Source organism: Haloferula sp. A504 (genome assembly GCF_044385805.1).
Classification (GTDB): Bacteria; Verrucomicrobiota; Verrucomicrobiia; order Verrucomicrobiales; family Akkermansiaceae; genus Haloferula.
On record NZ_JBISBU010000001.1, the window covers coordinates 190,176 to 216,289 of the forward strand.

26 protein-coding genes are annotated in these 26,114 nt (G+C 64.0%); 22 read left to right on the plus strand and 4 right to left on the minus strand.

All coding sequences use genetic code 11. The features are described 5' to 3' along the window. The first annotated feature begins 44 nt into the window (after positions 1-44). Positions 45-668 (plus strand): L,D-transpeptidase, encoded by a 624-nt coding sequence (locus ACG2LG_RS00740; protein WP_396255463.1) that lies wholly within the window; start codon positions 45-47, stop codon positions 666-668. Between the two features lie 68 nt (positions 669-736). On the opposite strand, the gene argH is transcribed toward ACG2LG_RS00740, so the two are convergent. Beyond that, positions 737-2,080 (minus strand): argininosuccinate lyase, encoded by a 1,344-nt coding sequence (gene argH, locus ACG2LG_RS00745; RefSeq protein ID WP_396255465.1) that lies wholly within the window; start codon positions 2,078-2,080, stop codon positions 737-739. A 263-nt stretch (positions 2,081-2,343) separates the two neighbouring features. Here argH and ACG2LG_RS00750 point away from each other — a divergent pair, with 263 nt between their 5' ends. The 5 genes from ACG2LG_RS00750 (at position 2,344) to ACG2LG_RS00770 (ending at position 9,879) form a co-directional block, all read left to right on the plus strand. Next, the gene (locus ACG2LG_RS00750; RefSeq protein WP_396255466.1) at positions 2,344-5,769 is read left to right on the plus strand and encodes a type ISP restriction/modification enzyme; all 3,426 of its coding nucleotides are present in this window, start codon (positions 2,344-2,346) and stop codon (positions 5,767-5,769) included. Positions 5,770-5,850: 81 nt separating this feature from the next. Then, complete coding sequence (locus ACG2LG_RS00755; protein ID WP_396255468.1) at positions 5,851-7,044, plus strand: ATP-binding protein; 1,194 nt, start codon at positions 5,851-5,853, stop codon at positions 7,042-7,044. Then, positions 7,041-8,072, plus strand: coding sequence for a ParA family protein (locus tag ACG2LG_RS00760; protein WP_396255470.1), 1,032 nt, complete (start codon positions 7,041-7,043; stop codon positions 8,070-8,072). Before ACG2LG_RS00755 ends, ACG2LG_RS00760 begins: the two co-directional genes overlap by 4 nt. A gap of 34 nt (positions 8,073-8,106) precedes the next feature. Then, a complete protein-coding gene (locus ACG2LG_RS00765) occupies positions 8,107-8,847 on the plus strand; it encodes a hypothetical protein (RefSeq protein WP_396255472.1) in 741 nt (246 codons plus the stop codon). Between the two features lie 114 nt (positions 8,848-8,961). Then, positions 8,962-9,879 carry a nuclease-related domain-containing protein gene (locus ACG2LG_RS00770; RefSeq protein ID WP_396255473.1) on the plus strand — a complete coding sequence of 306 codons (918 nt, stop codon included), beginning with the start codon at positions 8,962-8,964 and terminating at the stop codon, positions 9,877-9,879. Positions 9,880-9,926: 47 nt separating this feature from the next. On the opposite strand, the gene ACG2LG_RS00775 is transcribed toward ACG2LG_RS00770, so the two are convergent. Then, on the minus strand, positions 9,927-10,427 hold the full coding sequence (locus ACG2LG_RS00775) for a Fur family transcriptional regulator (protein WP_396255475.1): 501 nt from the start codon (positions 10,425-10,427) through the stop codon (positions 9,927-9,929). A gap of 115 nt (positions 10,428-10,542) precedes the next feature. Between ACG2LG_RS00775 and ACG2LG_RS00780 the strand changes: the two genes are divergently transcribed. The 7 genes from ACG2LG_RS00780 to ACG2LG_RS00810 all read left to right on the plus strand — a co-directional run bounded on the left by ACG2LG_RS00780 (position 10,543) and on the right by ACG2LG_RS00810 (position 17,867). Next, the gene (locus ACG2LG_RS00780; RefSeq protein ID WP_396255477.1) at positions 10,543-10,998 is read left to right on the plus strand and encodes a hypothetical protein; all 456 of its coding nucleotides are present in this window, start codon (positions 10,543-10,545) and stop codon (positions 10,996-10,998) included. 91 nt (positions 10,999-11,089) lie between these two features. Continuing rightward, complete coding sequence (locus ACG2LG_RS00785; protein ID WP_396255479.1) at positions 11,090-11,620, plus strand: STAS domain-containing protein; 531 nt, start codon at positions 11,090-11,092, stop codon at positions 11,618-11,620. Further along, a complete protein-coding gene (locus ACG2LG_RS00790; RefSeq protein WP_396255481.1) occupies positions 11,620-13,059 on the plus strand; it encodes a PP2C family protein-serine/threonine phosphatase in 1,440 nt (479 codons plus the stop codon). The genes ACG2LG_RS00785 and ACG2LG_RS00790 overlap by 1 nt, the downstream gene beginning before the upstream one ends. A 47-nt stretch (positions 13,060-13,106) precedes the next feature. Then, positions 13,107-13,715, plus strand: coding sequence for a nucleotide exchange factor GrpE (gene grpE / locus ACG2LG_RS00795; protein WP_396255483.1), 609 nt, complete (start codon positions 13,107-13,109; stop codon positions 13,713-13,715). A 4-nt stretch (positions 13,716-13,719) separates the two neighbouring features. After that, complete coding sequence (gene dnaJ, locus ACG2LG_RS00800; protein ID WP_396255484.1) at positions 13,720-14,868, plus strand: molecular chaperone DnaJ; 1,149 nt, start codon at positions 13,720-13,722, stop codon at positions 14,866-14,868. A gap of 3 nt (positions 14,869-14,871) precedes the next feature. Beyond that, the gene (locus tag ACG2LG_RS00805) at positions 14,872-15,579 is read left to right on the plus strand and encodes an RsmE family RNA methyltransferase (protein WP_396255486.1); all 708 of its coding nucleotides are present in this window, start codon (positions 14,872-14,874) and stop codon (positions 15,577-15,579) included. A 236-nt stretch (positions 15,580-15,815) separates the two neighbouring features. Next, positions 15,816-17,867, plus strand: coding sequence for a hypothetical protein (locus tag ACG2LG_RS00810; protein WP_396255488.1), 2,052 nt, complete (start codon positions 15,816-15,818; stop codon positions 17,865-17,867). Between the two features lie 102 nt (positions 17,868-17,969). Here ACG2LG_RS00810 and purB read toward each other — a convergent pair whose 3' ends face one another. Further along, positions 17,970-19,388 (minus strand): adenylosuccinate lyase, encoded by a 1,419-nt coding sequence (gene purB / locus ACG2LG_RS00815; protein WP_396255490.1) that lies wholly within the window; start codon positions 19,386-19,388, stop codon positions 17,970-17,972. Between the two features lie 159 nt (positions 19,389-19,547). Between purB and ACG2LG_RS00820 the strand changes: the two genes are divergently transcribed. The 7 genes from ACG2LG_RS00820 (at position 19,548) to ACG2LG_RS00850 (ending at position 24,563) form a co-directional block, all read left to right on the plus strand. Further along, a complete protein-coding gene (locus ACG2LG_RS00820) occupies positions 19,548-19,889 on the plus strand; it encodes an ArsR/SmtB family transcription factor (protein ID WP_396255492.1) in 342 nt (113 codons plus the stop codon). Further along, positions 19,886-21,151 carry an NAD(P)/FAD-dependent oxidoreductase gene (locus tag ACG2LG_RS00825; RefSeq protein ID WP_396255493.1) on the plus strand — a complete coding sequence of 422 codons (1,266 nt, stop codon included), beginning with the start codon at positions 19,886-19,888 and terminating at the stop codon, positions 21,149-21,151. Before ACG2LG_RS00820 ends, ACG2LG_RS00825 begins: the two co-directional genes overlap by 4 nt. A gap of 36 nt (positions 21,152-21,187) precedes the next feature. Next, on the plus strand, positions 21,188-21,502 hold the full coding sequence (locus ACG2LG_RS00830) for a TusE/DsrC/DsvC family sulfur relay protein (protein ID WP_396255495.1): 315 nt from the start codon (positions 21,188-21,190) through the stop codon (positions 21,500-21,502). A gap of 48 nt (positions 21,503-21,550) precedes the next feature. Beyond that, the gene (locus ACG2LG_RS00835; RefSeq protein WP_396255496.1) at positions 21,551-22,045 is read left to right on the plus strand and encodes a DsrE/DsrF/DrsH-like family protein; all 495 of its coding nucleotides are present in this window, start codon (positions 21,551-21,553) and stop codon (positions 22,043-22,045) included. 52 nt (positions 22,046-22,097) lie between these two features. Next, complete coding sequence (locus tag ACG2LG_RS00840; RefSeq protein WP_396255498.1) at positions 22,098-23,375, plus strand: OmpP1/FadL family transporter; 1,278 nt, start codon at positions 22,098-22,100, stop codon at positions 23,373-23,375. Positions 23,376-23,475: 100 nt separating this feature from the next. Beyond that, positions 23,476-23,949: a TlpA family protein disulfide reductase gene (locus tag ACG2LG_RS00845; RefSeq protein ID WP_396255499.1), complete on the plus strand. Its 474-nt coding sequence runs from the start codon at positions 23,476-23,478 to the stop codon at positions 23,947-23,949. Positions 23,950-24,002: 53 nt separating this feature from the next. Continuing rightward, positions 24,003-24,563, plus strand: coding sequence for a redoxin domain-containing protein (locus tag ACG2LG_RS00850; RefSeq protein WP_396255560.1), 561 nt, complete (start codon positions 24,003-24,005; stop codon positions 24,561-24,563). A gap of 11 nt (positions 24,564-24,574) precedes the next feature. Here ACG2LG_RS00850 and ACG2LG_RS00855 read toward each other — a convergent pair whose 3' ends face one another. After that, entirely contained in the window at positions 24,575-24,889 is a 315-nt protein-coding gene (locus tag ACG2LG_RS00855) for an ArsR/SmtB family transcription factor (RefSeq protein ID WP_396255501.1), read from the minus strand. A 99-nt stretch (positions 24,890-24,988) separates the two neighbouring features. Here ACG2LG_RS00855 and ACG2LG_RS00860 point away from each other — a divergent pair, with 99 nt between their 5' ends. Continuing rightward, entirely contained in the window at positions 24,989-25,522 is a 534-nt protein-coding gene (locus tag ACG2LG_RS00860) for a rhodanese-like domain-containing protein (RefSeq protein ID WP_396255503.1), read from the plus strand. Further along, the gene (locus ACG2LG_RS00865) at positions 25,519-26,112 is read left to right on the plus strand and encodes a DUF3365 domain-containing protein (protein ID WP_396255505.1); all 594 of its coding nucleotides are present in this window, start codon (positions 25,519-25,521) and stop codon (positions 26,110-26,112) included. Before ACG2LG_RS00860 ends, ACG2LG_RS00865 begins: the two co-directional genes overlap by 4 nt. Positions 26,113-26,114: the final 2 nt, after the last annotated feature.

Sequence of the window (26,114 nt, forward strand, 5' to 3'; positions counted from 1 at the left end):
CCGCCCGGCGTGGATACTCCGACCGTAGTCCACACAACCGATCCATGAACTTCCTTCCTCGCATCCTCGCCCTTTCGGCCCTTGCTGCCGCCGCCATTGGTCTCAGCTCCTGCGGAAACATGAGCACCGGCACCTCTGGTACCTCGTTTTCCTACAAGCCAAAGGTCACCCAACCCACCAACCGTTCGGCGGTGAAGGTCAAGATCAGCACCAGCGCCGGACGGCTTTATGTGGTTGAGGGCGACAAGGTCCTGTTGGCGACCCCCTGCGGCGTCGGCAAGGCCGGCTCACCCACGCCCGCCGGGAATCACCGCATCACCAGCAAGACCAAGGAACGCCGGCGCCAGAGCCAGCCGGGCCGCGGCTATCCGATGACCTACTGGATGTCCTTCTACAGCCCGGCCTACGGGATGCACTGGGGGTTCGTGAAGCCCTACCCTTCGACGATGGGCTGCGTGAGACTGCCGCTGAATTCGGCGCGCGAGATCTTCAACATGGTGCGGGTCGGCACGCCGGTGAACGTGTCGTCGACCCAGCCGTGGGACTCGACCATCGGCGCGAGCCTGCCGGTGCTCGACGACTCGCCGCTGCCGAATCCCCCGATGTCCTACATGCTCAGCCCGCAGGTCTTCAAGGACGCCGAACAGGGCAAGATGTGGCAGTTCTGAGCTGGGGAGCGCGGGTTTGAAACCCGCTTCCCACTGCGGCTTGAAAAGCCGCTCTCCCCACGCGCTCCCTATTTCCTTCGTTCGATCTCGGCGCGGACGTTGTCGATCGAGGGGGCGCCGGGGTTGGTGCGGGCGGCAAGGGCCGTCTCGACCGAGAACACGCCGGAAGCCTCGGCCGTGAAGGCGGGGTCGATCGTCGTCAGGTCGAGTTGATCCAGCGGGGTGCCGGTCTTCACCGACTCGGCGACGGCCTTGCCGACGAGTTCGTGGGCCTGCCGGAAGGGGACGCCCTGCCGGACCAGCCAGTCGGCGAGGTCGGTGGCGAGCAGCATCGGGTCGGAGGCGGCGGCGAGGCACTTGTCTTCGCGGATCTCCATCGCGGCGATCATCTCGGCATTCACGGCGAGCGTGAGCTTGAGGGTGTCGACCGAGTCAAAGAGCGGCTCCTTGTCCTCCTGCAAGTCGCGGTTGTAGGTGAGTGGCAGGCCCTTCACCGCGGTCAGCAGGCTGACCAGGTTTCCAAGCAGGCGCCCGGTCTTGCCGCGGGTGATTTCGCAGACGTCGGGGTTCTTCTTCTGCGGCATCAGGGAAGAGCCGGTGGTGTGGGCGTCGGAAAGCGTGACGAAGCCGAACTCGGCCGAGCACCACAGGATGAGGTCCTCGGAAAGCCGGGACAGGTGGACGCCGCACAGCGCCATCGCGAAGAGGAACTCCGCGATGTAGTCACGGTCGGCGACGGCATCCATCGAGTTGCGCGTCACGCCGTCGAAGCCGAGCTCGGCGGCGATGGCCTCGCGGTCGAGATTGATGGTCGAGCCGGCCAGCGCGCCGGAGCCGAGCGGCGAGATGTTGAGGCGCTTGCGGCAGTCGGCGAGCCGGCCGAGATCGCGGTCGAGCATCTCGACGTAGGCGAGCAGGTGGTGGCCGACGGTGACCGGCTGGCCCCGCTGCAGGTGGGTGTAGGCGGGCAGGACGGTGTCGGCGTATTTCTCCGCGCGGTCGAGGAGGGCCTGCTGGAGGTCGGAGATGCCGGCCGAGAGCACGTCGATCTCCGCCCGGCAGTAGAGCCGGGTGTCGGTGGCGACCTGGTCGTTGCGCGAGCGGGCGGTGTGGAGCTTGGCGCCGGCGGGGCCGATCCGCTCGGTGAGCGCGGCCTCGACGTTCATGTGGATGTCCTCAAGCGAGGTCTTGAACTCGAACTTGCCGGCATCGATGTCGGCCTCGACCGAGCGCAGGCCGGACTCGATCTGCCCGAACTCGTCGGCGGTCAGCAGCCCGGCCTTCATCTGCGCCCGGGCGTGCGCGATCGAGCCGGCAATGTCGTGCTTGTAGAGTCGCCAGTCGTAGCTGATCGACTCCCCGAATTGCTGGACGAGTTCCGCGGTTTCCCGGGCGAAGCGGCCTTTCCACATGGCCGGAGCCTACGGCTTCGAAGTTCCAAGTGAGAAGTTCCAAGTTCCAAAGGTGCGCGGGACGGGACCGGGGGCGGGGGAGTGGCTGCTGCGGCCCGCAGCAGGCCGTGGTTGCGGCGGCCCCCCGCTCCTTCAGTTCCGTCAGGGAGCGCCGCCGACCGCGATTCCCCAGTGCCCCCGAGGATGTCCCACCCGGCCTGCTGCATTGACCTTGCCCCGCCCTTGCAAGCATCCTGCACGCGGTTCCGAGCCTTCACGCCGAGATGCACCCAGTCGCCGAATACTTTAACGCTCTCCATGCCTCGCTGGGCGCCGGCACGCCGGAAACCTCAGGCTATCCGGCACTCGCCAACCTCCTCAACGCCGTCGGCGAGACCCTCAAACCGAAGATCTCCGCCGTCATCCACCCGGCAAATACCGGCTCCGGCATCCCGGATGGCGGCCTTTTCTCGACCAAGGATCTCAAGAAGCATGGTGCCGACGCGCCCTCGCTGTTCGATAAACTCAAGCCCGAGCGCGGTGTCATCGAAGTCAAGCCGCTTGACAAGGACCTCTCTGCCTTCGAGTCCGGCGAGCAGGTCCGCAACTACCTGGAAGCCTACGGACAAATCCTCCTCACGAACTACCGCTCTTTTGCATTGTGGTCGCTGAAGGGTGGAAAGCCCGAGCGGGGCGAATACTACCACTTCGCCCCGAGCGAAAACGAGTTCTGGACCAAGGCACACGCCCTGCGTGCCGATCCCAAGCACCCGGAATACGAGCGCTTCTGGCAGTTCCTCCGCCGCGCCCTGCTTAGCAACGCCCGCATCGCCAACCCGCAGGACCTCGCCGCGTTCCTCGCCAGCTACGCCCGCGAGGCCCGGGCTCGCGTCGAGATCGCTCCGATGGGCACGCTCGAACCGGTCAAGAAGGCCCTTACCGAGGCTCTCGGCGTCCGCTTCGAGGGTGAGAAGGGCAGCCACTTCTTCCAATCGACCCTCATCCAGACGCTTTTCTACGGCATCTTCTCGGCCTGGGTGCTGTGGCACGAATCCCATCCCAAGCCCGCCGACCGCTTCCAGTGGCGACTCTCCGCCCAGCACCTCGGGCTGCCGATCCTGCGGACGCTCTTTGTCCAACTCGCCGGGGACCCGAAAAAGGTCCGCGCGCTCAACATCGAGGAGGTGCTCGACTGGACCGAGGAATGCCTCGCCCGAGTTGATCGCGCCTCCTTCTTCGCCCGCTACGACATGGGCGAGGCCGTCCAGTACTTCTACGAGCCTTTCCTTGCCGAGTTCGACCCTGAGCTGCGCAAGGACTTCGGCGTCTGGTACACGCCGCCGGAGATTGTCCGTTACATGGTTGGCAGCGTCGATGCCGTCCTGCGGGAAAACTTCGATCTCTCCGACGGTCTCGCCGATCCCTCGGTGATCGTCCTCGATCCCTGCTGCGGCACGGGCGCCTACCTGGTGGAAACCCTACGCCTCATCTACGACCGCCTCGTCGAGGGCTACGGCAAGGCGCAAGCCGCGCTGAAGATTCGCGAGGTTGCCAAGCAGCGGCTATACGGCTTCGAACTGCTGCCCGCGCCGTATGTCGTCGCCCATCTCCAGATCGACCTCCTGCTCACCCGCTGGGGCGCGGAGCTGAACCACGACCAGGACGAGCGTGCCGGGGTCTTCCTCACCAACGCGCTGACCGGCTGGGTGCCGGTGAAGCACCCCAAGGACGAAATTCTCTTCTCCGAGTTCGCCGACGAGCGCGATCAGGCCGACCAGGTGAAGCAGAAGGAGCAGATCCTCGTGATCCTCGGCAATCCGCCCTACGACGGTTACGCCGGCGTCGCGATCGAGGAGGAACGCGCCCTTTCGCAGGCCTACCGCACCACCAAGGAGGCACCGGCCCCGCAGGGCCAGGGACTTAACGACCTCTACATCCGTTTCTTCCGCATGGCCGAGCGCCGCATCGCCGAGGGCGTGCCGGAGCACGACGACCCCAAGCCTGGGCCGCCGCGCGACGACGCCCGCGGCATCGTCTGCTTCATCTCCAACTACTCGTGGCTCGACGGCCTCTCGCATCCCGGCATGCGCGAGCGCTTCATGGAGGTCTTCGATTCGATCAAGATCGACTGCCTCAACGGCGACAAATACAAGACCGGCAAGAAGACCCCCGACGGCAAGCCGGACCCAAGCATCTTCTCCACCGAGAAAACCGCCGTTGGCATCCAAGTTGGCACCGCCATCGCCTTGCTGGAGCGACGCCCGGAAGGGAGCCCAACGCCGTCACCGTTCGACGAGTCAGTTTATCAGCCCCGGGCCGAACTCCAGTTCCGGCACTGGTGGGGAAAGAACAAGCGCGCGGAGATTGTCGAGGCACTTGAGAAGCAGGTGGAGTGGCGTTCGCTCAAACCGTCACTCAAGTTTGGACTGGCAATGCTTCCGGTGGGCGTTCGGGAAGACTACACCGATTGGCCACAGCTGGTTCAGCTGCTCCCGCGATCGTTCCCCGGCGTGAAGACCAGTCGGGATGATGCTGTGGTGAGCATCAGCCGCGAAGCCCTCGAAAGTAGATTTGCGGCCTATCAAGATTCTTCGATTTCCGATCAGGAAGTTGGCAGACGGTTCGCACCTCTCTTCCAATCGACCAAAACCTTCAATCCTTCCGACGCTAGAAAGAAGCTACTCGAAATGGTTCCCGATGGGGCGATAGAAATTCTTCCATATGCATATCGGCCATTCGACGTGCGATCAGTTGCGTGGGAGGGAGGCGCGATCCTTCTGGACCGTCCGCGGCCGGACTACAGGAAGCAGCTCAGTCCCAGCAATCTTTGGCTCAGTGCCACCCAGCGCAACCGCAAGGAGGATTTCTACTGTCCCCAGGTCACCCGGTGTCTTGCGGACCACCACATTGTGGAATCCAACGTAGGGATGTTTCCTCTTTACCTTTGTCCTGATGAGGAAGGGGCAGAGACTTCAGCCCACCTCGACCTATTCGAGCCCACCGGCCCCCAACCCAACCTCACCGACTTCGCCAAGGACTACCTCGTCGGCTTGAAGTGCGAGCCGGAGGATCTGTTCTTCCACATCGTCGGCATCCTCCACGCGCCGGCTTACCGCGAGGAGAACGGCGGGGCGCTGCGCCAGGATTGGCCGCGCATCCCGCTGCCCGCCGACGCCGCCACGCTCAAGTCCGGCGCCGCCCTCGGCCGCCAGCTCGCCGCTCTGCTCGATCCCGAGATCCCGGTGCCGGGCGTCACCGACCTCAAGATCCGCGACGACCTCAAGGGCCTCGGCGAACTCACCGTCAGCGGTTCCGCCAAGTCGCCCGACCTCGCCATCAACGCCCGCTGGGGATACGCCGGCCAGAACGGTGTCACCATGCCCGGCCCCGGCAAGGTTGCCTCAGGCACTCGCGGCGAGGGTTTCCTCGACATTCACCTCAACGCCACCACCCGCTGGAAGGATGTTCCCGAGGGAGTCTGGACTTACACCCTCGGCGGCTATCAGGTGCTCAAGAAGTGGCTCAGCTACCGCGAGCTAGCCCTCCTCGGCCGCCCGCTCACCACCGACGAGGCCCAGCAATTCACCCACCACGTCCGCCGCATCGCCAGCATCCTCGCCCTCCATCCCTCACTCGACGCCCACTACCGGGGGACGACCGGGAATTCGAACTCTTCCTCCGCGTCATCACCGTCAGCCTCGAAGCCATGAAGATTGTCAACGGCTTGCCGAAGCTGGAGATTGATTGAATCCCCGCTCGCGTGCTGCGCCGGTAGCGACCAGATTTGTCCCATGACGCCCGACGAACTCAAGACCCTGATCCAATCCGGTGAAGCGGATCGCGTTGAAGTGACCCGTGCGACGACGGACACGAACAAGTTTCGCGAGGCGATCTGCTCGTTTTCGAACGACATGGGCGGCCGTGGTTTGCCAGGGTATCTGATCATTGGAATCGACGAGAATAATGCCGACTTTCGTCTCCCTATTACCGATGATCTGATGCAGCAATTCGCTTCGTATCGCTCGGATGGCCAGGTGATGCCGCTGCCTGTGCTGCACGTGGAGAAAGTGGAGCACCCGGATGGAAGGGGTGAGGTGTTGGTGGTCGAGGTGAAGCCCCACGACATGCCGCCGGTGCGGTTCAAAGGGCGAGTCCACGTTCGCGTGGGTCCGCGGAAGGATACCGCGAGCGAAACGGAGGAACGGGTGTTGATGGAACGGCGGGCAGCTAATTTTCCGACCTTTGACGCGACACCCTGTCCTGAGGGTGAACTCGAACGGCTCGACCTCGAAACGTTTCGGCAGACCTACCGTCCGGCTGCGGTAGCGGACGAGGTGATTGCGGAGAACCACCGCGATTTGAAGGAGCAGCTTGCAGCTCTGCGGTTCTACAATCTCAGGCGGGACTGCCCGACGAACGCCGGGATGCTGGTATTGGCCTATGATCCGCTGGACCTTTTCCCGGGAGCCAAGGTGCAGTTCGTTCAGTTCGACGGACCTGGGTTGGACGACACGCCGCTCGCTGAGAAGACCTTTGCAGGCAATTTGATCACGCTTCTGGCGGAGTTGGAGACCTTCCTGAAAGGGCGCTTCACGCAGCGGTATGTTCCGGTTTCCGAGCTGCGGGAGGTTGCCGCGTATGACTATCCGCCGGATGCGGTCAGAGAATTGTTGATGAACGCGATTCTCCACCGCGACTACCAGTCCACAAGTCCGGTCCGCTTGTATCAGTTCAGCGACAGGTTGGAGATCCAGAATCCGGGAGGCCTCTACGGAGAAGCTTCGCAGGAGAATTTTCCCAGAGTAAACAGCTACCGTAATCCGATCATCGGGGAAGCGATGCACGTCCTCGGGTACGTAAACCGTTTCGGCCGGGGCGTGGCCCGGGCGAGACGCGCCATTGAGGAGAATGGAAGTCCGGAGCTGCGGTTTGAGTTTGAAACGCACCACTTTCTGGCGGTCATTCCGAAACATCCTGCCTTATGAAGACACTGGCCTTTTTCAACAACAAGGGTGGCGTGGGAAAGACCACGCTCGTCTATCACCTGGCGTGGATGCTGTGGGACATGGGGAAGCGGGTGCTGGTGGCGGACCTTGACCCGCAGGCCAACGTCACGTCGATGTTTCTCTCGGAGTCTGATTTGGAAACGCTTTGGGATCCTGATGTCGACAGCAAGCAGAGCATCATGGCCCCGATCGAGCCCTTGATCCGTGGCCTCGGCGATATCGGCCCGGCTCCGTGCCATCGCATCCGCGAAGGGCTCCGTCTTCTGCCCGGCGACCTGAGTCTTTCGAGCTTCGAGTCGAAGCTGTCGGATTCGTGGGGCAAGTGTCTGGATCGAGACGAGGCTGCGTTCCGGGTGACGAGTGCTTTCCACCGTTTGACCAAGGAGGCTGGCAAGGAGTTCGAGGCGGATGTTGTGCTGATCGATGTCGGGCCGAATTTCGGAGCGTTGAACCGGGCGGCGCTCATTTCGGCGGATGCCGTGGTGGTGCCGCTCGCGCCAGATCTGTTTTCGATCCAGGGATTGCGCAACCTCGGGCCGACGCTCAAACGTTGGCGTGAGGAGTGGAACGAGCGGCTTACGAAGAACCCGGAGCCTACGCTGGACTTGCCGTCTGGCACGATGTCGCCGCTTGGGTATGTGGTGCTGCAGTTCGGTATCCGCGACAGCCGCCCGGTTAAGGCCTATGACAAGTGGTCAAAGAAGATTCCCTCGACCTTCCACGACTTCGTGATCGGCTCACCCGAGCAGTCTGAGCTTGGTTACGAAGAGGACGGCCATTGTCTGGCGCTGCTGAAGCACTACAGAAGCCTTATGCCGATGGCGATGGAGGCCCGCAAGCCGATCTTCCACCTCAAGGCAGCGGATGGGGCGATCGGCGCGCACACTTACAGCGTGAAGGATTGCGAGCAGGACTTCCGGCAGCTTGCGATGCGCATTCTCGACCGACTTGATGGCGTCGTGGTTGGTGGCGCTTTCCCGCATGCTGCGGGAAGCATGGGTGAATGAAAACCGGATTTGGGGGTCTTCGGAATTGGCTGCCATGACCAAGAATGAAGTTGTCTATCAGTGTTTGATCGACCCCTTAGACAAGAGGGTCGTTTTTCAAGGAGAAGAGCTGATGGAAGGGCGTTATCTGCTAGACTGTGGCAACGAGCTGATCGAGAGCTGGGGGAGCGGGCAACTTCCACTGATGGAGGAAGGTGAGACGAGGACGCTGGACTACTACTATGCGACCAGCCGAATACGACCACACCGTTCCGTAGCGACCTTCACCAAAGGTCCGTTTAGTACTGAGCGGAGGGTGACTGGTAGTTCTGAAGCCGGATTTGCGAAGGACATCCCATACGTGTATGGGTTCGACGGGTGCCGACCTGCAAGCTACAACGAGTTTCCACTTCCTGAGAAAGTTCCTGGCTACCTCTCGAAACAGTATTTCTACGATGAGAAGGCAATCAAGCTGGCGCGAGCCGCGTGCGTCGAAGAACTGAGGTCCGCCGTTGCCCTGGGCTTCGGCCCGGAATCAATCTTGAGTCTGTTGACCCGGTTGGAGGACTTGGTCGGCTCGACTGGGGGGCGAGGGCTGCATCCACACCCCGTGCCGTTCTTCGGCGATAGTGAAGAGGAGGGCGCTGTTTTGCTTCTGGATCTGGCGCTATTTGCGATTTTGAACAAATCGAATCATGCTGGGCTTCCGGCCGATGTCATTCGAGCGCACAAGGAGCGGAGAGAAAGATCCGATATTCATGATCATGAGCTTCGCCAGTTACTGGCCTCGATCTAGGCGGTATCAGCAGCATCGAGACATTTGCATGCTTGGAATTGCCCCCGTGTGCGGCCGGAACTTCCCGGGCGTGTGTTGATGGCCGATAACCCATCGTGAGACTCAATGAACGGGTTGCCTTTCCCTTCAGTCGTGGCGGCAAGCTGGTGGCAGGTGATCGCGGTTCCGGCGGCGGAGGTGCTGGTCGGGGCGGTGGTTCTGGGGCTGCTGGTGTATTTCGGCAGCCATTCGAGAAGGTGGTGGCGGAAGCGGTATCGCGAACCGTTTCACGAGGGGATCCTGCGACCACCGGGTTGGGGCTGCCTCGAAAGGCGGGAGGATGCGTTGATGGAGACCACGGGCCTGGCGGTCGGCATGATGATTCTCGCGATGCTGTTGCCGTTTGTTGTTTTCACCGGAAAGCCGTTCGCTTGGGTGGGTGTCGTGTTGGCGGGCGTGCCGACGGGATGGTTCGGCTTCCGGCGGATCCGGAAGCTGATCGGTCGCGCGCGGACCGAGCGGCTCGGCTTCCTCGGCGAGTGTGTGGTGGCGGAGGCGCTGGCCCCGCTGGCGGCGAAGGGCTGGCGGGTGTTCCACGATTTGCCGATGGAGGTGGATGGGAAGCCCTTCAACATCGACCACGTGGCGGTTGGGCCGGGCGGGGTGTGGGCGATCGAAACGAAGAGCTTTTCGAAGTCGAAGCTGGTGGAGAAGGGTGGCGACTCGCTGCGGGTGGAGGGCGAGGTCGTGGTCCTGCCGGACGGGCGGAGGAGTCAGGCGCTCAAGCAGGCGCGGGGTGCTGCAAGGGCCTTGCAGGTGCGTTGCAACGGGGCGGAAGCGCCGGTGAAGTTCGTCGAGCCGCTGGTGGTGTTGCCGGGGTGGACGGTGAACTACCCGAAGGGTGCGGCTCCGCAGATCCGGGATCCGCGGAATGTGGTGGCCTTTCTGGAGGGGCGGGAGCGGGTGATGGACGACGCGGCGGTGGAGAAGGTCGCCGCGAAGCTGGAGGAGTGGTGCCGGGTGCTGCGGTTTGAGGCCAAAGATGCGGGCTGAAGCCCGCGGTCCGTTTGGCGGCGTTCGGCAGGATGCCGGCGCTCCCCTCACCGCTTCCGCACCGGGAGGCGCTTGCGGGAGAGGCGGGCTTCGATGAGGGAGGGGCAGCTGCCCTTGGTGCGGAGCTGCTCGCAGCAGGCCTCGATCTTGATCGACTGGCGCTTGGGCCGGAAGCCGAGGCGGCGGGTGAGGCAGTCGTTGAGCAGTTCGAGGTGCGAGTCCTCGAACTCGATCACCTTGCCGCAATCGACACAGACGAGGTGGTTGTGGGTCGGCTTGTCGAGGAAGTTGGGGTCGTAGGTCTTGAGGTCGCCACCGAGGTCGATCTCCTGCAGCAGGCCGGCCTCCACCAGCAGGGCGATGGTGCGGTAAACGGTCGCCCGGGAGGCGTTGATGTTCTTCCGCCGGACGCGGTCGAAGAGTTCTTCGGAGGTGAAGTGCTCGTCCTCGGCGAAGGCGAGCTGGACGATGGCCTCGCGCTGCGGCGTGCGACGCATGCCCTTGCGGCGAATGAAATCGTCGAGCTTGGCGGTCGCCGCGTCGTCCATGGCGGCAGGATAAGACCGCGGGGGCGGGGAGGTGAAGCTTTTCCCCGGGCCGGATTTCTCACGTCCGGTGACAAATCCGGGTTGGCAAGCGGTGTCGATGCGCTTGAATGCGGGAGTGATTCAGATTGCCAGATGGCTGCCGATGCTGGTGGCGGGGGTGTTGTGCGGCTGTGGTTCGTCGGTGCTGGATGTGCGTCCGGTCCACATGAGGAATCTCGACATCGCGGATCCGGACCAGCCGCTGATCCGGGGCGAGCAGCGTCGGTTGCTCCATGGGGCGATCGGGGTGCGCGAGCAGGAGCAGCGGCTCGGCCACTACTACGTGGTGTTGTGGGAGGACGACTCCGCCGGCGACCCGGCGCGGGTGACCTTCGAATACCAGCAGGCGGGCACGGCGAGCCGCATCCTGCGCCAAGAGCAGAGCTTCGCCCCGGGCGCGACCTCCGGCCGGGCCGAGTTCCGCATCATCGGCGACGATTACCTCGAGGGCGGGCGGGTGCTGGCCTGGCGTTGCCGCTTGTTCCGGGGCGAACGCGAGGTCGCCAGCCGCCACTCATACCTGTGGGAATAGGCGCAATTTGCGGCAAGGGCGGTTGACCGCCAGCGGGCGCTGCGCCTAAGTTACGACGCAACCTCATTCGAGCGGAGACCTTCATCACACCGTGGACAAGGACATCGGCATCACGTTCGGGATTTTCGACGGCTTCACCTGGATCCGTTGCGAGGGCAAGGGCTCATTTCTCCAGAGTCCGGCTCTCAAGGAGTGCGCCGGCCAACGCCGGGACGACGGGGAGAGGCACTTCGTGATCGATCTCGAGGCCTGCACGGGCATGGACTCGACCTTCATGGGCTTCCTGGCCGGCCTCGCGGCGCGGGTGGGCCGGGAGAATGGCTGGGTGCAGGTGGCCCGGCCCGGCGACCGCAACCGCCAGTCCCTCGAGGATCTCGGTCTCGACTGCCTGCTGGAGATTTCCCCGCCCGAGGCCCCGTGGCGGGGAAGGATAGCCGAGATCCGCGGGGAGCTGAAGCCCTACGCGCCGAAGCGGCTGCCGAACATGAGCGAACGGGCACGCCACGTGCTTGAGGCCCACCGGGAGCTTGCCTCGACCAGCGAGGAGAACACCAAACGGTTCGCCAATGTGGTGCAGGTGCTGGAGAAGCAGGTTTCCGACTCGTCGGATGCCGACCGCTGATGAAGGAGCACGCCATTTTCCTCGGACTGGTCACGGTCCTGCTTCTCCTGTTTCTCATCCAGTTGCGGTTGCGCCGCAAGGTGAAGATCAAGAAGTTGCAGCTGGCGGCCTTGGAGGGGGAGGAGGAGAGGATGTTCGAGTTCCTCCACAACCTGGGGGTGGCCATCGACCGTCAGTCGGACCAGTCCAGCCTCTACCGGACGATTGTCGACGGACTCGACGCGGTGGTCGAGGCGCGGGGCGGCGCCCTCTACCTGCTCGACGAGAGCGGCGGGATGCTGCAGCCGAAATACCTTTCCGAGAATTGCCCGGCGCTGGTCGGGGTGCCTCTCGAGATCCGGCGCAAGGCGGAGCGGGATCCGAGGGCGATGGACAGCCATCTGCGCCTTTCGCAGGTCCCGGCGGACCAGGGAGTGCTGGGGGATGCCCTGAGTGCCGGGAAGGCGATCTGGGTCGAGGATCTGCGCGGTCATGACTCCTTCCACGATGCCTTCCACGGCTTTGGCGGCGGCGAGGTGGCGGCGCTGATCGCGCCGCTGCGGCATGCCGGGAAAGATCTCGGGGTGCTCGCGGTGGCCCGGCTCCGCGAGGACGGCGAGTTTACTTCCAACGATTTTTCGGTGTTCCGATCGGCGGCGGAGCAGTCGGGCTTCGCGCTGGGAAACGCGATGATCTACAAGGAGGCGGGCGAGAAGCGGCGCTTCGAGACCGAGATCCGCAACGCCGGCGAGGTCCAGCGGGTGCTCCTCCCGCAGGGCGATCCCGAGGTGCCGGGATTCCGGATTGCCGGGGCCAACGTGCCGGCGCGGCTGATCAGCGGCGACTACTACGATCACTTGAATCTCGGCGGTGGCCGGCACGGCGTGGTGATCGCCGACGTCTCGGGCAAGGGCGTGGCGGCCGGATTGATGATGGCGATGTGCCGGAGCGTGTTGCGCTGCCACGCGCAGCTTCATGAAGATCCGCTGGAAATGATCGCCGCCGTCAACCGCCAGCTGTTTCCCGACATCCGGGAGGACATGTTCATCAGCCTCTTCTACGCCGAGTTGTTGGAGAACCAGGGGAAGGTGCGCCTGGTGCGTGCGGGCCACGACCCGGCGCTGCTTTTCCGTCCGTCATCCCGCAAGGCCGAGGAGCTCAAGCCACCGGGGCTGGCGCTGGGAATCGACGACGGCGTCGTGTTCGAGCGGGTGACGGTGATTTCGGAGATCGAGATGCAGGCGGGTGACTGCCTGCTTTTTCATACCGACGGGATCAAGGAGGCGGTCAACGACCGGGGCGAGGAGTTCGGAATGGAGCGCCTGCACGAATCCTTCATGGAGAATGCACCGCTGGGAGCTGAAGCGGTGATCGCCGGAGTCCAGCGTGACCTCGCCCGATTCGGTGCCGGAGCCCCGCAGATCGACGACGTGACCTTGATGGCCATCGAGCGGCGATAGCGGGCAAGGGGTTGACGAGCGGGGCGGTGGGTGGCAGGTAGCGGCCCATGAATTCGAAAGAAAGCGAAGCGGAAGTCCGGCCCGACGAGGCGCCGGAGGAATCCGTGGAACAGGTGGAGCAGAAGAGTCCGGCCGAGACGGAGGCTGCCGAGGCCGGGGAACCGGGTGAAGCGCCCGAAAACGATGACGAGCCCGTCGATCCTCTGGAGGCCCTCGAGAAGGATCTGCTGAAGTGGAAGGAAGTGGCGATGCGAACCGCCGCCGACCTGGAGAACTTCCGCAAGCGCGCGGCGCGGGACCGCGAGGAGTCGCTGCGCTACGCCAACCAGTCGCTGCTCGAGGAGTTGCTGCCCATTCTCGACAACTTCGACATGGGCATGCAGGCGGCCGGCCAGGAGCAGGGCTCGATGATCTACGTCGGCATGGAGATGGTCCGCAAGCAGCTCGACGAGTTCATGCGCAATCAGGGGGTCACCGAAGTCGCCGCCGAGGGCCTCGATTTCGATCCGAACCTGCATGATGCCGTTTCCCAGGAGGAGGGCGAGGAGGAGGGAAAGGTCCTGCGGGTGACCCGGCGGGGCTATCTGCTGCGCGACCGGCTGCTGAGGCCGGCGAGCGTGGTGGTCTCGAAGAAGAGCGAACCTGAGGACGCCTGAGCTGATGTCGGATCGCGATTACTACGAAGTGCTCGGGGTGTCGAAGAACGCCAGTGCCGCGGAGATCAAGAAGGCCTACCGCAAGCTCGCGGTGAAGTTCCACCCGGACAAGAACCCGGGTGACGATGCGGCCGAGGAGAAGTTCAAGGAGCTGGGCCACGCCTACGAGGTTCTCAGCGATCCCGACAAGCGTGCCGCCTACGACCGCTACGGGCATCAGGCCTTCTCCGGTGCGGGCGCCGGGGGCGGGGGTGGCTTCGGCGGCTTCGGTGGCTTCCACGATCCGATGGACCTGTTTTCCCAGGTGTTCGGAGGCGCCTTCGGCGGGGGCTTCGAGGAGTTCTTCGGCGGTGGCCGGCGTTCGGCCTCGGGCAAGCAACGGGGCAGCGACCTGCGCTACGACCTGGAGATCTCACTCGAGGATGCCGCGAGGGGGGTCGAGAAGGAGCTCGAGATCGAGCACCAGACGGCCTGCTCGAAGTGCTCGGCCACCGGCTCGAAGGGCGGCGGCGGATCTCGCCCGTGCAGCACCTGCGGCGGCCGCGGCGTGGTGGCGCGCCAGGCCGGAATCTTCATTCAACAAACGACCTGCCCCGACTGTCGCGGCGCGGGCGAGACGGTGGCGGATCCCTGCTCGGAGTGCCATGGCGAGGGCCGGGTCGAGAAGCCCAGCCGGATCAAGATCCGCATCCCGGCGGGGGTCGAGGACGGCACCCGCCTGCGGTCTTCGGGCAATGGCGATGCGGGCGTGCGCGGCGGCACTTCCGGGGACCTCTACGTGTTCCTGCACGTGCGCAGCCATGATGTCTTCGAGCGCGATGGCAGCGATCTTTTCTGCCGGGTTCCCTTGCCTTTCAGCACGGCGGCGCTCGGGGGCGAACTGGAGGTCCCGACGCTCGACGGCAAGGCCTCGATCAAGATCCCGGCGGGAACGCAGGGCGGAACGCTCTTCCGTTTGCGCGAGCGGGGCATGCCGACCCTGCAGGGAAGCCGCAAGGGCGACCTGCATGTCGAGGTCCAAGTCGAGGTGCCGACCCGGCTGAACTCCGACCAGCAGGACAAGTTGCGGGAGTTCTCCGAGTCCATCGGCGACCACAACTCGCCGATGCAGGAGTCCTTCTTCGAAAAGGCCAAGCGGTTCTTCGGTTCCTGAGCCATGCCACGCTTCCTGCTTGAGCCGGAGCGTTGGGGCCGGGAGGCGTCGTTGACCGGTGCCGAGGCCCACCATTGCGCGCGGGTCATGCGGGCGGCGCCCGGGGACCGGGTCGAGGTCTTCGATGGAGCCGGTCGAGGGGCGGAGGCGACGATCGTCTCGGTATCAAAGCAGGAGGTCCGCCTCACCATTTCCGGGGAGCGCTGGGAAGCGGAGCCCGCGGTCCGCGTAGTGCTCGCCATCGCCGCCCTCAAGGGCAAGGCGATGGACTGGACCATCCAGAAGGCGGTCGAGCTGGGGGTTGACGAAATCGTTCCGGTGCTGAGCGAGCGCAGCATCGCCCGCGGGGAGGGTGGGAAATGGTCGAGGACGGCGCTCGAGGCCTGCAAGCAGTGCGGACGCTGGCGGCTGCCCCCGGTGGGTCCGACCGAGCGCCTGGAGGAGTTCCTCGGTCGCCAGTCCTCCGGGGAAAATCGCCGGATTCTCGCGTCTCTGGGAGCGGACTCGGTCCCTTTGCGGGCGGCCCTTGAGGAGGCCCCCAGACCCGCGGAAGCCGTCTTTCTCGTCGGTCCCGAAGGGGATTTCAGCGATTCGGAGACCCGAGCAGCGATTGAGGCGGGTTTCGTGGCCGCAAGCCTGGGGACAACGGTCCTGCGGAGCGAAACCGCCGCCATCCATTGCCTCAGCGCGGCTCGCTACGCCTTCGCGTAAGGGGAAAATTGGAACAGATTTCTTGTTTTTTAAAATAACTTAAGTAAAAGACCCCGGTGGTTCGTTTTTCGCAAATCATCGGCTGGTCGGCTTTGCTGCTGCTTCTGGCGTCGTCTGGCTACTCGGCCTCAGGGCCGCTGCCGTCCACGGGGCTGACGGTTGATCCGTCCCAGCGGGCTTCGGTGGTGGCGTTTTGGAATCGCTATTACTCGGCGTCGGAGGGGGCTTCGGAGATCATGGACTGGAACGGTACCTACGGCACCTGCAGCCCGGGCACCAATTCGCTGGAGTTCGTCGAGGCGGTGGAACGCCGGGTGAATTTCTACCGGGCGATGGCGGGTCTCGACGCCAACGTCGTGATGAATTCCGGCGCTTCGGTGGTCATCCTGCCCAGTGATCCCGCCAACCGTCGCCCATCTCCGGCGACGACCAAGGCGACGGCAGCCCAGGCTGCCGCGATGATGTTCTCGTGGGCCGATCTCTACACCCTGACGCCGCTCAGTCACGATCCTCCAAGCAGCCAGCCTCCCTACTATTGCTGGAGCACGACGGCGTGGAATGGAGCGAAGAACGGCAACCTCGCGCTCGGGTTCTGCGGCCCCGAGGCGATCGATGCCTACATGCGGGAGAACGATCCGGCGACGCTTTCGATCTGGAGTTCGGGCGTCGGTCACCGGCGCTGGATTCTGAAGCAGGGCGTGTCCGATTTCGCCACCGGCGACGTGCCGGGGGATGGAACGCGCCGTGCCTCCAACGTGCTCTACGTCTATCCTGCTTCCAGCGAGCTGGTGGCGGTGACGCCGAAGTTCGTGTCCTGGCCTTCGGCCGGATTTTTCCCGGACGCGCTGATGGCAAAGCAATGGTCGTTGAGTCATCCAGGTGCCGACTTCACCTCGGCCACGGTGAGCATGACCGACTCGGCGGGGGCGCCGGTGGCGACGGCGCTGGTCGATCGGGAGACGCTCAGCCTCGGGGATCCGGCCATCGTCTGGTCGGTTCCGGATTCGGTGGCGCTGACCTCCGTGGATGCCGACACGACCTATCAGGTGACGGTCTCGGGCATCGAACTCGACGGCGCAACGGTCAGCCACAGCTACAGCGTCACGGTCATCGACCCGGATGTCATTCCGGATGGCCTCGATCTAACGGGTACTCCGACGCCTCCATTGTCGGGGGCGAACTACTTCTTCGAGCCAGTCGTTGGAGCGGACTCCCATGCCGTGGTCGTCTCGGTCGGTGAAGCCGCCACCTGGACGGCTGGTGCCGAGGATGGGGATGGTGTCGAGATCACTGACGAGACTTCGGCGGCCTACGCATTGCGCAATGGCAGTGGCTTCAAGAGAAGTGGCAGCAAAGCGTTTCGACTGGTATTCGAGTCCCCGACCGATGTTTCCCCCCAGTCGTTTGTGATCGAGAGGGAGCTGCTTCCCGGCTCTGGCGGGCAGCTTCTCTACCACCTGCGGCGGGGCTACATGACCAACTTCATGAATCTCGAAGTCCAAGTTTCCGAGGCCTTGGGTCCGTGGACCACCGTGGACTCCATTTCGGGGAATCCGGTGACCTGGCGCGGTCTTCTGATCAATGATCCGGAATTTGTGCAGCGGGTGGTTCCGTTGGAGGAGGGCAAACTCGTGCGGGTTCGGTTTCGTTTGCGCTACACAGGCAACTTCGGCCCCACCGACTATGCGACCTACGTCAGCACCTCGTCGCAGGCGGGTGTATTCATCGATGACATCGCCTTCAGCGACTGCCAGTGGACCGTCGCCGAGTCCGAGATCGTGCCCGGTGAGGGCGAGGATTTCGTTCGGGTCGGTCCCGCGGGTCTCGATCCCTCACCCGGTGCCGGCGATACGATCGGCCTTCGCTTGAAGGCAACGATTGGCGGGCGAGGCTACACCACGCCGACTCCAATGGCCGTGACCTTCGTGGCGGGCATGGGTGACTTTGGCGAGTGGATTGCGGCCGAGTTCCCCCTGGTCACCGATGGATTCGATGGCGACCACGATGGCGACGGCTTGAGCAACGGTCTCGAGTATGCCTTCGGCCTCAGCCCGACGGACCGTTCGCGGCTTCCTCAAGTCCTCGCCCTCAATGGCCAGACCCTCCAACTCAGCACCCCGCTGCCGCAGATGCGGAGCGACGTCGTCTACGAGATGCAGGTGTCGGACGACTTGGTCGGGTGGGATGCCGCGGGCGTCTCCGTGCATCACAGCGGCGGTCAGTTGATCGGGTCCGCGACCGCTCCGGCCGGCAAGGGGTTTGCGCGCTGGAAGGTGACGCAGCCCTGACCGGTGAGTTCAGGAGGCGGGACGCCCTCGTCCCGCGATCGTGGTGGCCCGAATCGTCCTCTGGATTGCCGGGCGGGGGCGCCCCGCCTTCAAGGCCGTCCGTCAAAGAATGCCACCCGGCTGGTAGGCCGCGGCTTGCGGATGGGTTTCGGCCAGGGCCTCGACGCGGGCGGCGAAGGCCCCGATCTGTGAGCGGGCGGCTCCGGCGTTGGTCTCACCGGCGCGGACGATTTCCCCGAGCTGCTCGCGGGAGAGCGGGATGCGCTCGTCGCCGGCGAGGCGGTCGATCAGGTTGTTGGTTTCCACACCACCGGTGCGGAGATCGTTCACCGTGGCCACGGCATGTTCCTTGATCGCCTTGTGGGCGGTTTCGCGTCCGACGCCGGCCTTCACCGCCTCCATCATGATCGTGGTGGTCATCAGGAAGGGCAGGTAACGGGCGTTCTCCTTGGCGATGACCGCCGGGTAGGCGTCCATCTGGCCGAGGATGGTGAGAAAGGTTTCGAACAGACCGTCGATGGCGAAGAAGGCGTCGGGCAGCATCACGCGCCGGACCACCGAGCAGGAGACATCGCCCTCGTTCCATTGATCGCCGGCCAGGCCCGAGGCCATCGCGAGGTGTCCTTTCAGGATCACGTGGAGGCCGTTGACCCGCTCGCAGGAGCGGGAGTTCATCTTGTGCGGCATCGCGCTCGATCCCGTCTGACCGGGGGCGAATCCTTCGCTGGCGGTTTCGTGTCCGGCCATCAGCCGCAGCGTTTTCGCCATCGAGGAGGGGCCGCTCGCCAGTTCGGTGAGCAGCGCCACCACGCGGAAATCGAGTGAGCGGGGATAGACTTGCCCGACGTTGGTCCACAGGGCGGGCATGCCGAGGTGGGCGACCACCCGCTGTTCCAGTTCGGCCACCTTTCCGGCGTCACCCTCGAAAAGCGAGAGCTGGTCCATCTGGGTGCCGACCGCGCCCTTGAGACCGCGGACGGGATAGCGATCGATCAGCTCCTGAAGATCGACATGGGCGGCGAGCATTTCCTCGCCGAACATCGCGAGTCGCTTGCCGAAGGTGGTCGGCTGGGCCGCGACATTGTGGGTGCGGGCGGTGATCACCAGATCGGCCCATTGCTTCGAGTGCTCCGCCAGGCGGGCGAGGGTGGCAATGGAGCGGTCGCGGATGATTTGCAGCGAGCGGAAGACCTGGAGTTGTTCGACATTCTCGGTGAGGTCGCGGGAGGTCATGCCCTTGTGGACCTGCTCGTGTCCGGCGAGGTCGTTGAACTCCTCGATGCGTGCCTTGACGTCGTGGCGGGTGACCCGCTCACGGTCCATGATGGAGCCGGTGTCGACCTGGTCCTTCACGGACTCGTAGGCGTCGATGGCGTCCTGCGGAATGTCGAGTCCGAGGTCGCGCTGGGCCTTCATCACGGCGATCCAGAATTCCCGCTCGAGGACGATGCGGCCCTCGGCGGACCAGATGGCTTGAAGGGCGGGGGAGGTGTAGCGCTCGGCGAGGACGTTGGGGATCACGAGGCGGAGGTAATGGAGCGGCGCGTTCGAGGCAAGGGTTTGGAAAAATCCCGGAATTCCCCGAACGAAATCCGGAAGAGCAAATTATGCGAAGTCTCGGGCATCAGGCGCGCTGACACTTGAAGAAGTGCTGAAGTATTGAAATGCGCAACGGTTGAAATGACGACGGAAGAGCTCCAGCAGTTGAAGGAAGAATTCCACAGCCACCGGCAGGTCTGTGAGGAGGTGGTGGGCTTGTTCCATCTGCTGTCGAACAAGATCCGCTTCCGGATTGTTTGCACCCTGCTGCACGGCGAGGCCTGCGTTCAGGATCTCGTCGAGGTTCTCGGGCTCGAGCAGATGTCGAATGTTTCCCAGCAGCTCAGGATGCTCCGGCTTTCCGGTGTGGTGACGAAGCGTCGCGACAAGCGGCAGATCGTCTACCGCATCGCGGACGAGCGGATCCGGGGGCTGATCGGCTTCATGCGCGAACACTACCTCCAACCCCACGACGACTCATGAAACAACTCCTCATCCTTGGTGCCGGCACGGCCGGCACGATCATGGCCAACCATCTGCGCCGGCGACTGGATCGCGACGAATGGAAGATCAGCATCATCGACAAGGAGGGGGATCACTACTATCAGCCGGGATTCCTGTTCATGCCCTTCGGCATCTATTCCGAAAAGGATGTGGTGAAGCCGAAGCGCAAGTTCGTCGGGAACGGCGTGGAATACCTGGAGGCGACTGTGGAAAGGGTCCTCCCGGAGGAAAACCGGGTGGCGCTCGAAGACGGGCGGACTCTTGACTTCGACCTGTTGATCATCGCGACCGGCACCGAGCCCTGCCCCGACGAGGTCGAGGGCATGACGGGTCCGGACTGGGGTGACCGGGTGCATCAGTTCTACACCTTCGAGGGTGCGCGTTCGTTGCGCTCGTCCATGCGCCGCTGGGAGGGCGGGCGCCTCGTGGTCCACGTCTGCGAGATGCCGATCAAGTGTCCGGTCGCACCGCTGGAGTTCGCCTTTCTCGCCGACAGCTGGCTCAAGGATCGGGGGCTGCGGGAGAAGACCGAGATCGTCTACGTCACGCCCCTGTCGGGCGCGTTCACCAAGCCCGTTGCCTCCGGAATCCTGGGGCACCTGCTCGAGGACAAGGGGATCAAGGTGGTCACCGACTTCAACATCGGAAGCGTCGACAACGAAAACCACAAGATCGTCTCCTGGGACGAGCGCGAGGTGCCCTACGACCTCCTGGTGACCGTGCCGCCCAACATGGGCGACCCGATGATCGAGCGCTCGGGTCTCGGCGACGAGATGAACTTCGTGCCGGTCGACAAGCACACGCTGCAATCGAAGGCCCGCGACAACATCTTCGTGATCGGTGATGCCACCGACGTGCCGACCTCCAAGGCCGGATCGGTGGCGCATTTCGAGGCCGAGGTGCTGACCGAGAACATCCTCAGCTTCATCCGGAACGAGCCGCTCGAAGAGAAGTTCGACGGTCATGCCAACTGCTTCATCGAGTCCGGCGGCGGCAAGGGCTTCCTTCTCGACTTCAACTACGAACTCGAGCCGGTGCCCGGGAAGTTCCCGCTCCCGCTGGTCGGGCCGATGTCCCTCCTCGGCGAGTCCCGGATGAACCACTTCGGCAAGATGGCCTTCAAGCACGTCTACTGGAACATGCTTCTCCAGGGACGCCCGATTCCGCTCGTCGGACACCGGATGTCCATGTCCGGCAAGAAATTGCCCGAGGGCGTCGAGGCGCCCGCACCGGTCGGCTGACCCCGGCTTTCAATCAAACCACAACCACCAACAACGATGCCTGAGAAAACAATCAATGGAACGACGATCACCGTCGATGACGACGGTTTCATGACCGACCACTCGCAATGGAACCGCGAGGTTGCGGCCGCCCTGGCCGAAGAGGAGGAGGTCACCCTGTCGGATGCCCACTGGAAGGTGCTGGACTTCATCGCCAGCGACTTCGCGGAGAAGGGCAAGGTCCCCGGCATGCGGCGGATGAACAAGGTCGGCGGCATTCCGACCAAGGAACTCTACACGCTGTTCCCGGGAGGTCCCATCAAGAAGGCCGCGAAGATCGCCGGCTATCCAAAACCCGCCAGCTGCGTCTGACGGGCCGGCGCCCGGCGGTGCCGGGCACCATTCCAACCATCCAACAACATGTCTGACGAACCCATCAAGAAAGTCTCGATCATCGTTTCCCGCGGTTCCCTCGAGGGAATCTACCCCGGCCTGATCATGGCCAACGGCGCCCGCATGGAGGGGATCGAAGCCAACCTCTTCTTCACCTTCTTCGGTCTCTACGGCATCCTGAAGAAATACATGAACTCGATCAAGATCGCCACGGTCGGAAACCCGGCGATGCGGGTTCCCTCGGCCAAGGGCTTTCCCCTTCCGACCTGGATGGGGGCCATCCCGGGCATGTCCGCCTTCGCCACCTCGATGATGAACAAGGAAATGGAGGCCCTCGACATCCCGCCGGTCGGCGAGTTCATCGAGATGATCTCCGACGCCGGTGGCAAGATCTACGCCTGCCGGGCGACCGTCGACATGTTCCATCTCAGCGACGACGACTTCTGTCCGCAGATGGACAAGGTCCTCACCGTTGGCGAGTTCTACGAACTCTCCGCGGGTTCCCAAATCATCTTCACCTGAATCTCTGCCCCGGAGCCTCTGGTGAGGCCGAGGGGCGCTACCCCATGAATCCATGAAACGCCAAGCCCTACCCCTCGCCGCGGCCGCGATCGGTCTCGTTGCACCCGCACTCGCCACCAATGGCGACAACCTCATCGGCATCGGTCCGATCTCCCGCTCCCTCGGGGGTACCGGGATCGCCGCGCCCCAGGATGCCATCAGCGCGGTGTTTTCCAACCCCGCGGCCATGTGCATCAGCCCGAGCTGTGCCTCGCCACAGGTCGACGCTGCGATCACCTTCTTCATGCCCGAGGTGAATGCCGCGGTCCTTGCGGGTCCGTTTGGTAATTACTTCGGCGCGAGCGACGACACCGTTTACCCGATCCCCGCACTCGGGGTGTCCTTCCCCATCGGTGACGAAGCAGGTCGCTGGCGTGCCGGATTCGCGGCCTACGGAGTGACCGGACTGGGTGTCGACTACCGGGGGACCCCGATTGGAAACCCCAATCCAGGGTGGGGCGCACCGCTGGTCGCCGGATCCTACACCGACCTCGCGATCATGAAGATCGCGCCGTCGATCGCCTATGCGGTGTCGCCGGAGTTCTCCGTCGGCTTCTCCGCCCACATCGACTACGCCACCCTGGACCTCGGACTCGGCCCGAAGAACGACTTCGGGTTCGGCGCCCAGATCGGGTTGGTCTGGAAGCCGGTGCAGAATGTGTCCGTGGGCCTGACCTACATCAGTCCCCAGTCGACGACTTTCGACAACGTGACCGACTTCGATGGCAACGGCCTCATCGATTCGCTGGAACTCGAGGCGCCACAGCAGATCGGCATCGGCGTGGCGTGGACCGGTCTCGACGACCGCCTGATGATCGAACTCGACGGACGCTGGATCAACTGGAGCGATGCCGCCGGTTACGATGACTTCGACTGGAGCGACGAATGGGTCGTCGGGCTCGGGGTCCAGTATGAACTGCTTCCGAGGAAACTGTGGATTCGCGGTGGCTACAACTTCGGCACCAACCCGGTGAAGAAGCACAACGGATTCAACGGTGCGTTCTTGCCGGGAGGCATTCCCGCCCAAGTGGTGAACGTGCAGGGCAAGAACATCCCGCGCTACTACTACGAGACCTTCCGCACGATCGGCTTCCCGGCGATCGTCAGGCACCATCTCACCATCGGCGTGGGCTGGCAGATCCGTCCGGACCTGGTGCTGAATGTGGCCTACATGCACGCCTTCGAGGAATCCTTCAGCCAGACCGGAGCCGGCCCGGCTGGGGTTCCGATCACGCTGCGATCCGACCTCTCGGAGGACAGCGTCGACATGGGCCTGACCTGGCGTTATTGATTCGTTGGTTGCAGGGGAGGCGCGGGGACTTGGCCGCGCCTCTCCGCCAATCCCTTGCATTCGATCTTTTCCCGACCACCTTGGTGACATGAATCGTCGAATGATTCCGCTGATCGTGGCAGGCCTGATGGCGGTCCAGCCGGGGTGTTCCGGCCCCGCCTCCGGTGGTGCCCCCATGCCCCCTGCGGGGCCCGTGGCCGACTACCGGAATTCAAAGGCGGAGATCGTGGTGCTCAACTTCTTCGACATGTATTGCCACACCTGCCAGACGATGGCGCCCCACTCGAAGAAACTCCACCAGATGGTGCAGCAGAAGGGGCTCGGTTCCCGTGTCGATTTCTATGCCATCGGCTGGGGCAATACGCCGCTGGAGAGCGAGCAATACCGCCAGCGCTTCGGGGTCGACTATCCCGTGGTTCCGGACCGCGACCTCACGATTTCCAAGCGTTTCGGGAGCTTTCGGCCACCGCTGATGATCGTGCTCGAGCGCCGCGGAGGTTCGTGGGTCGAGAAGACCCGGATCGAGGACCTGCGCGGTGACAAGGAGCCATTGCTGGCGGAAATCATTGAATGAATCCACGTCTCACCATGAACGCCGCGTTCTCATCCGGCATGGTCGTCGCGACCATGGCCCTCGCTTCGTGCGACCTGTCCAGCAATGGGGTCCCGCCTGATCTGAAGGCGTCGGTCTACCGGCCGGGCAACCAGAAACCGGTGGACAGCGTGCTCAAGGTCAGGGTGGGGGACAAGGCGCCGGACTTCACCCTGCCTTCCGTCTCGGGGAAGAAGGTCACGCTTTCCAGCTACCGGGGCCGGCGCAACGTCGTGCTGACCTTCGTGCCGGCCGCCTACACGCCGGTCTGCTCGGCCCAGTGGCCGGGCTACAACATCTCGCTGGGCCTGTTCGAGTCGCACGATGCGACCCTGCTCGGCATCACCACCGACAATCTTCCCTCACTGCATGCCTGGACCGTGGCCATGGGGGGGCTCGACTTCGAGGCACTTTCGGATTTCTGGCCGCACGGCAAGGTGGCCTCCCGCTATGGTTTGCTGCGCTCCGATGGCACCACCGAGCGGGCTCTCGTCGTGATCGATAAGCAGGGCGTGATCCGCTACATCGACGTTCACGACATCAACCAGCGTCCGCCCCTTGAAGACCTGATCGGCGAGCTTTCGAAGCTCGACTGAGCCGGCGGCTGTCAGAAGCGCAGCCTCTTGACCTTCGCTTCGCGGTTGAGTTTGTCACAGGCGATCCGGCACAGCTCAAGGGCGGCCGGTTCGGCGATCGAGTAAATCACCGTCGTCCCCTGCTTCTTCCTGGCGACCACGCCGGCCTCGTAGAGGATCTTGAGTTGCTTGGAAATGTTGGCCTGGGTCGTGGGAAGACGCCCGACGAGTTCGCTCACGGTGCAGGCCCGGGCCTTGAGCTCCTGGAGAAGAGCCAGCCGGGTCGGCTCCGAGAAGGCGCGGAAAAACGAGGCCACCCGCTCGAGTTCGAACGCTTCAAGTTTCATGGCTCCGATTATCCCGCTCAAAAGCGCTTGCGCAAGCATAACCATATGGCTATGTAGCCGCCAAGTCCGGGCTGCGAATGGCCCGATGAAAGAATCGACATGAAAATCACTGCGAAAGAACTGAAGGAGGAACTGGACCACGGGCGGGTGAAGCTCGTGGACGTGCGCACGCCGGCGGAGTACGGGGCGCTTCACATCGAGGGCTCGGAACTGATGCCGCTGGGCAGCCTGCGGCCCGATGACTTGAAGGATCACGACTGCGTGATCATCTGTCGTTCCGGCAAGCGGGCGGAGATGGCGCGATCGCAACTCGCGTCGGCTGGATGCGAGCGGCTGCGGGTGCTGGAAGGGGGCGTGCTGGCGTGGGATGCGGCGGGTTTGCCGGCCAATCGTGGAGCCGCGGTGCTCTCATTGGAGCGGCAGGTGCGAATCGCGGTCGGGATGATGGTGGTTGTTGGGATCGTCCTGGGTGAGTGGGTGCATCCCGGTTTCTTCGGGTTGGCCGCCTTCTGTGGGGTCGGCCTCGTGGTGGCCGGATTCACCGACTGGTGCGGCATGGCGATGCTCCTCGCCAAGGCGCCGTGGAACCAGCGGGCGGGCGAAGTCGGCAACGGAAAATCCTGCTCGGTGTGAAGGCACGTTGGATCATCGCCGGGCCGGGGCTGGTTGCCGGGCTTTGCCTGGTGGCTTGCTCGGCAGGCGACGAGCAGGTCGACGGGAGGAACGCGTCGAAGGTGATCGCCTTGGCGAAGGGGGCGGCGCAGGCGGCCTTCGAGAGCCTTTCCGGCGAACTCGGCAAGGCGATTGCCGAGGGGGGGACGACCCGCGCGATCCCGGTTTGCTCGTCGAAGGCGGGTTCGCTCACCGCCCGGATCGCCGAAGAGCAGGGAGTGGAGATGAAGCGGTTGAGTGATCGACCGCGGAATCCCGGTCAACGGGCCACGGGTGAGGATCTCGCCGCACTCGAGTCGATGCGGGCGGATCCGAAGCCCCAGGTTGCCTGGAGTGACGACGGCAGTGCCGTGGTGCGCCTGCCCATCGTGATCAACAACGCGCTTTGCCTGAAGTGTCACGGTGGTGCCAACGACGTCGACGCGGAGACCCGGGAGGCACTTGCCACGCTTTACCCGGAAGACGAGGCCACCGGTTACTCAATGGACGACTTGCGCGGCATTTGGCGGATCGAGGTGCCGCCGACTCTTCAGTCCGCCGAGGTGGAGTAGGT

Bases quoted from the DNA above. Each gene is read 5' to 3' on its own strand.
- ACG2LG_RS00740 (WP_396255463.1), top strand. From the start codon at position 45: ATGAACTTCCTTCCTCGCATCCTCGCCCTTTCGGCCCTTGCTGCCGCC.
- ACG2LG_RS00820 (WP_396255492.1), top strand. From the start codon at position 19,548: ATGACGACGGAAGAGCTCCAGCAGTTGAAGGAAGAATTCCACAGCCAC.
- ACG2LG_RS00840 (WP_396255498.1), top strand. From the start codon at position 22,098: ATGAAACGCCAAGCCCTACCCCTCGCCGCGGCCGCGATCGGTCTCGTT.
- ACG2LG_RS00775 (WP_396255475.1), bottom strand. From the start codon at position 10,427: ATGGACGACGCGGCGACCGCCAAGCTCGACGATTTCATTCGCCGCAAG.
- ACG2LG_RS00750 (WP_396255466.1), top strand. From the start codon at position 2,344: ATGCACCCAGTCGCCGAATACTTTAACGCTCTCCATGCCTCGCTGGGC.
- ACG2LG_RS00835 (WP_396255496.1), top strand. From the start codon at position 21,551: ATGTCTGACGAACCCATCAAGAAAGTCTCGATCATCGTTTCCCGCGGT.
- ACG2LG_RS00860 (WP_396255503.1), top strand. From the start codon at position 24,989: ATGAAAATCACTGCGAAAGAACTGAAGGAGGAACTGGACCACGGGCGG.
- ACG2LG_RS00805 (WP_396255486.1), top strand. From the start codon at position 14,872: ATGCCACGCTTCCTGCTTGAGCCGGAGCGTTGGGGCCGGGAGGCGTCG.
- ACG2LG_RS00850 (WP_396255560.1), top strand. From the start codon at position 24,003: ATGGCCCTCGCTTCGTGCGACCTGTCCAGCAATGGGGTCCCGCCTGAT.
- ACG2LG_RS00765 (WP_396255472.1), top strand. From the start codon at position 8,107: ATGACCAAGAATGAAGTTGTCTATCAGTGTTTGATCGACCCCTTAGAC.
- ACG2LG_RS00760 (WP_396255470.1), top strand. From the start codon at position 7,041: ATGAAGACACTGGCCTTTTTCAACAACAAGGGTGGCGTGGGAAAGACC.
- ACG2LG_RS00790 (WP_396255481.1), top strand. From the start codon at position 11,620: ATGAAGGAGCACGCCATTTTCCTCGGACTGGTCACGGTCCTGCTTCTC.
- dnaJ (WP_396255484.1), top strand. From the start codon at position 13,720: ATGTCGGATCGCGATTACTACGAAGTGCTCGGGGTGTCGAAGAACGCC.
- ACG2LG_RS00810 (WP_396255488.1), top strand. From the start codon at position 15,816: ATGGACTGGAACGGTACCTACGGCACCTGCAGCCCGGGCACCAATTCG.
- ACG2LG_RS00755 (WP_396255468.1), top strand. From the start codon at position 5,851: ATGACGCCCGACGAACTCAAGACCCTGATCCAATCCGGTGAAGCGGAT.
- ACG2LG_RS00825 (WP_396255493.1), top strand. From the start codon at position 19,886: ATGAAACAACTCCTCATCCTTGGTGCCGGCACGGCCGGCACGATCATG.
- ACG2LG_RS00830 (WP_396255495.1), top strand. From the start codon at position 21,188: ATGCCTGAGAAAACAATCAATGGAACGACGATCACCGTCGATGACGAC.
- ACG2LG_RS00855 (WP_396255501.1), bottom strand. From the start codon at position 24,889: ATGAAACTTGAAGCGTTCGAACTCGAGCGGGTGGCCTCGTTTTTCCGC.
- argH (WP_396255465.1), bottom strand. From the start codon at position 2,080: ATGTGGAAAGGCCGCTTCGCCCGGGAAACCGCGGAACTCGTCCAGCAA.
- grpE (WP_396255483.1), top strand. From the start codon at position 13,107: ATGAATTCGAAAGAAAGCGAAGCGGAAGTCCGGCCCGACGAGGCGCCG.
- ACG2LG_RS00845 (WP_396255499.1), top strand. From the start codon at position 23,476: ATGATTCCGCTGATCGTGGCAGGCCTGATGGCGGTCCAGCCGGGGTGT.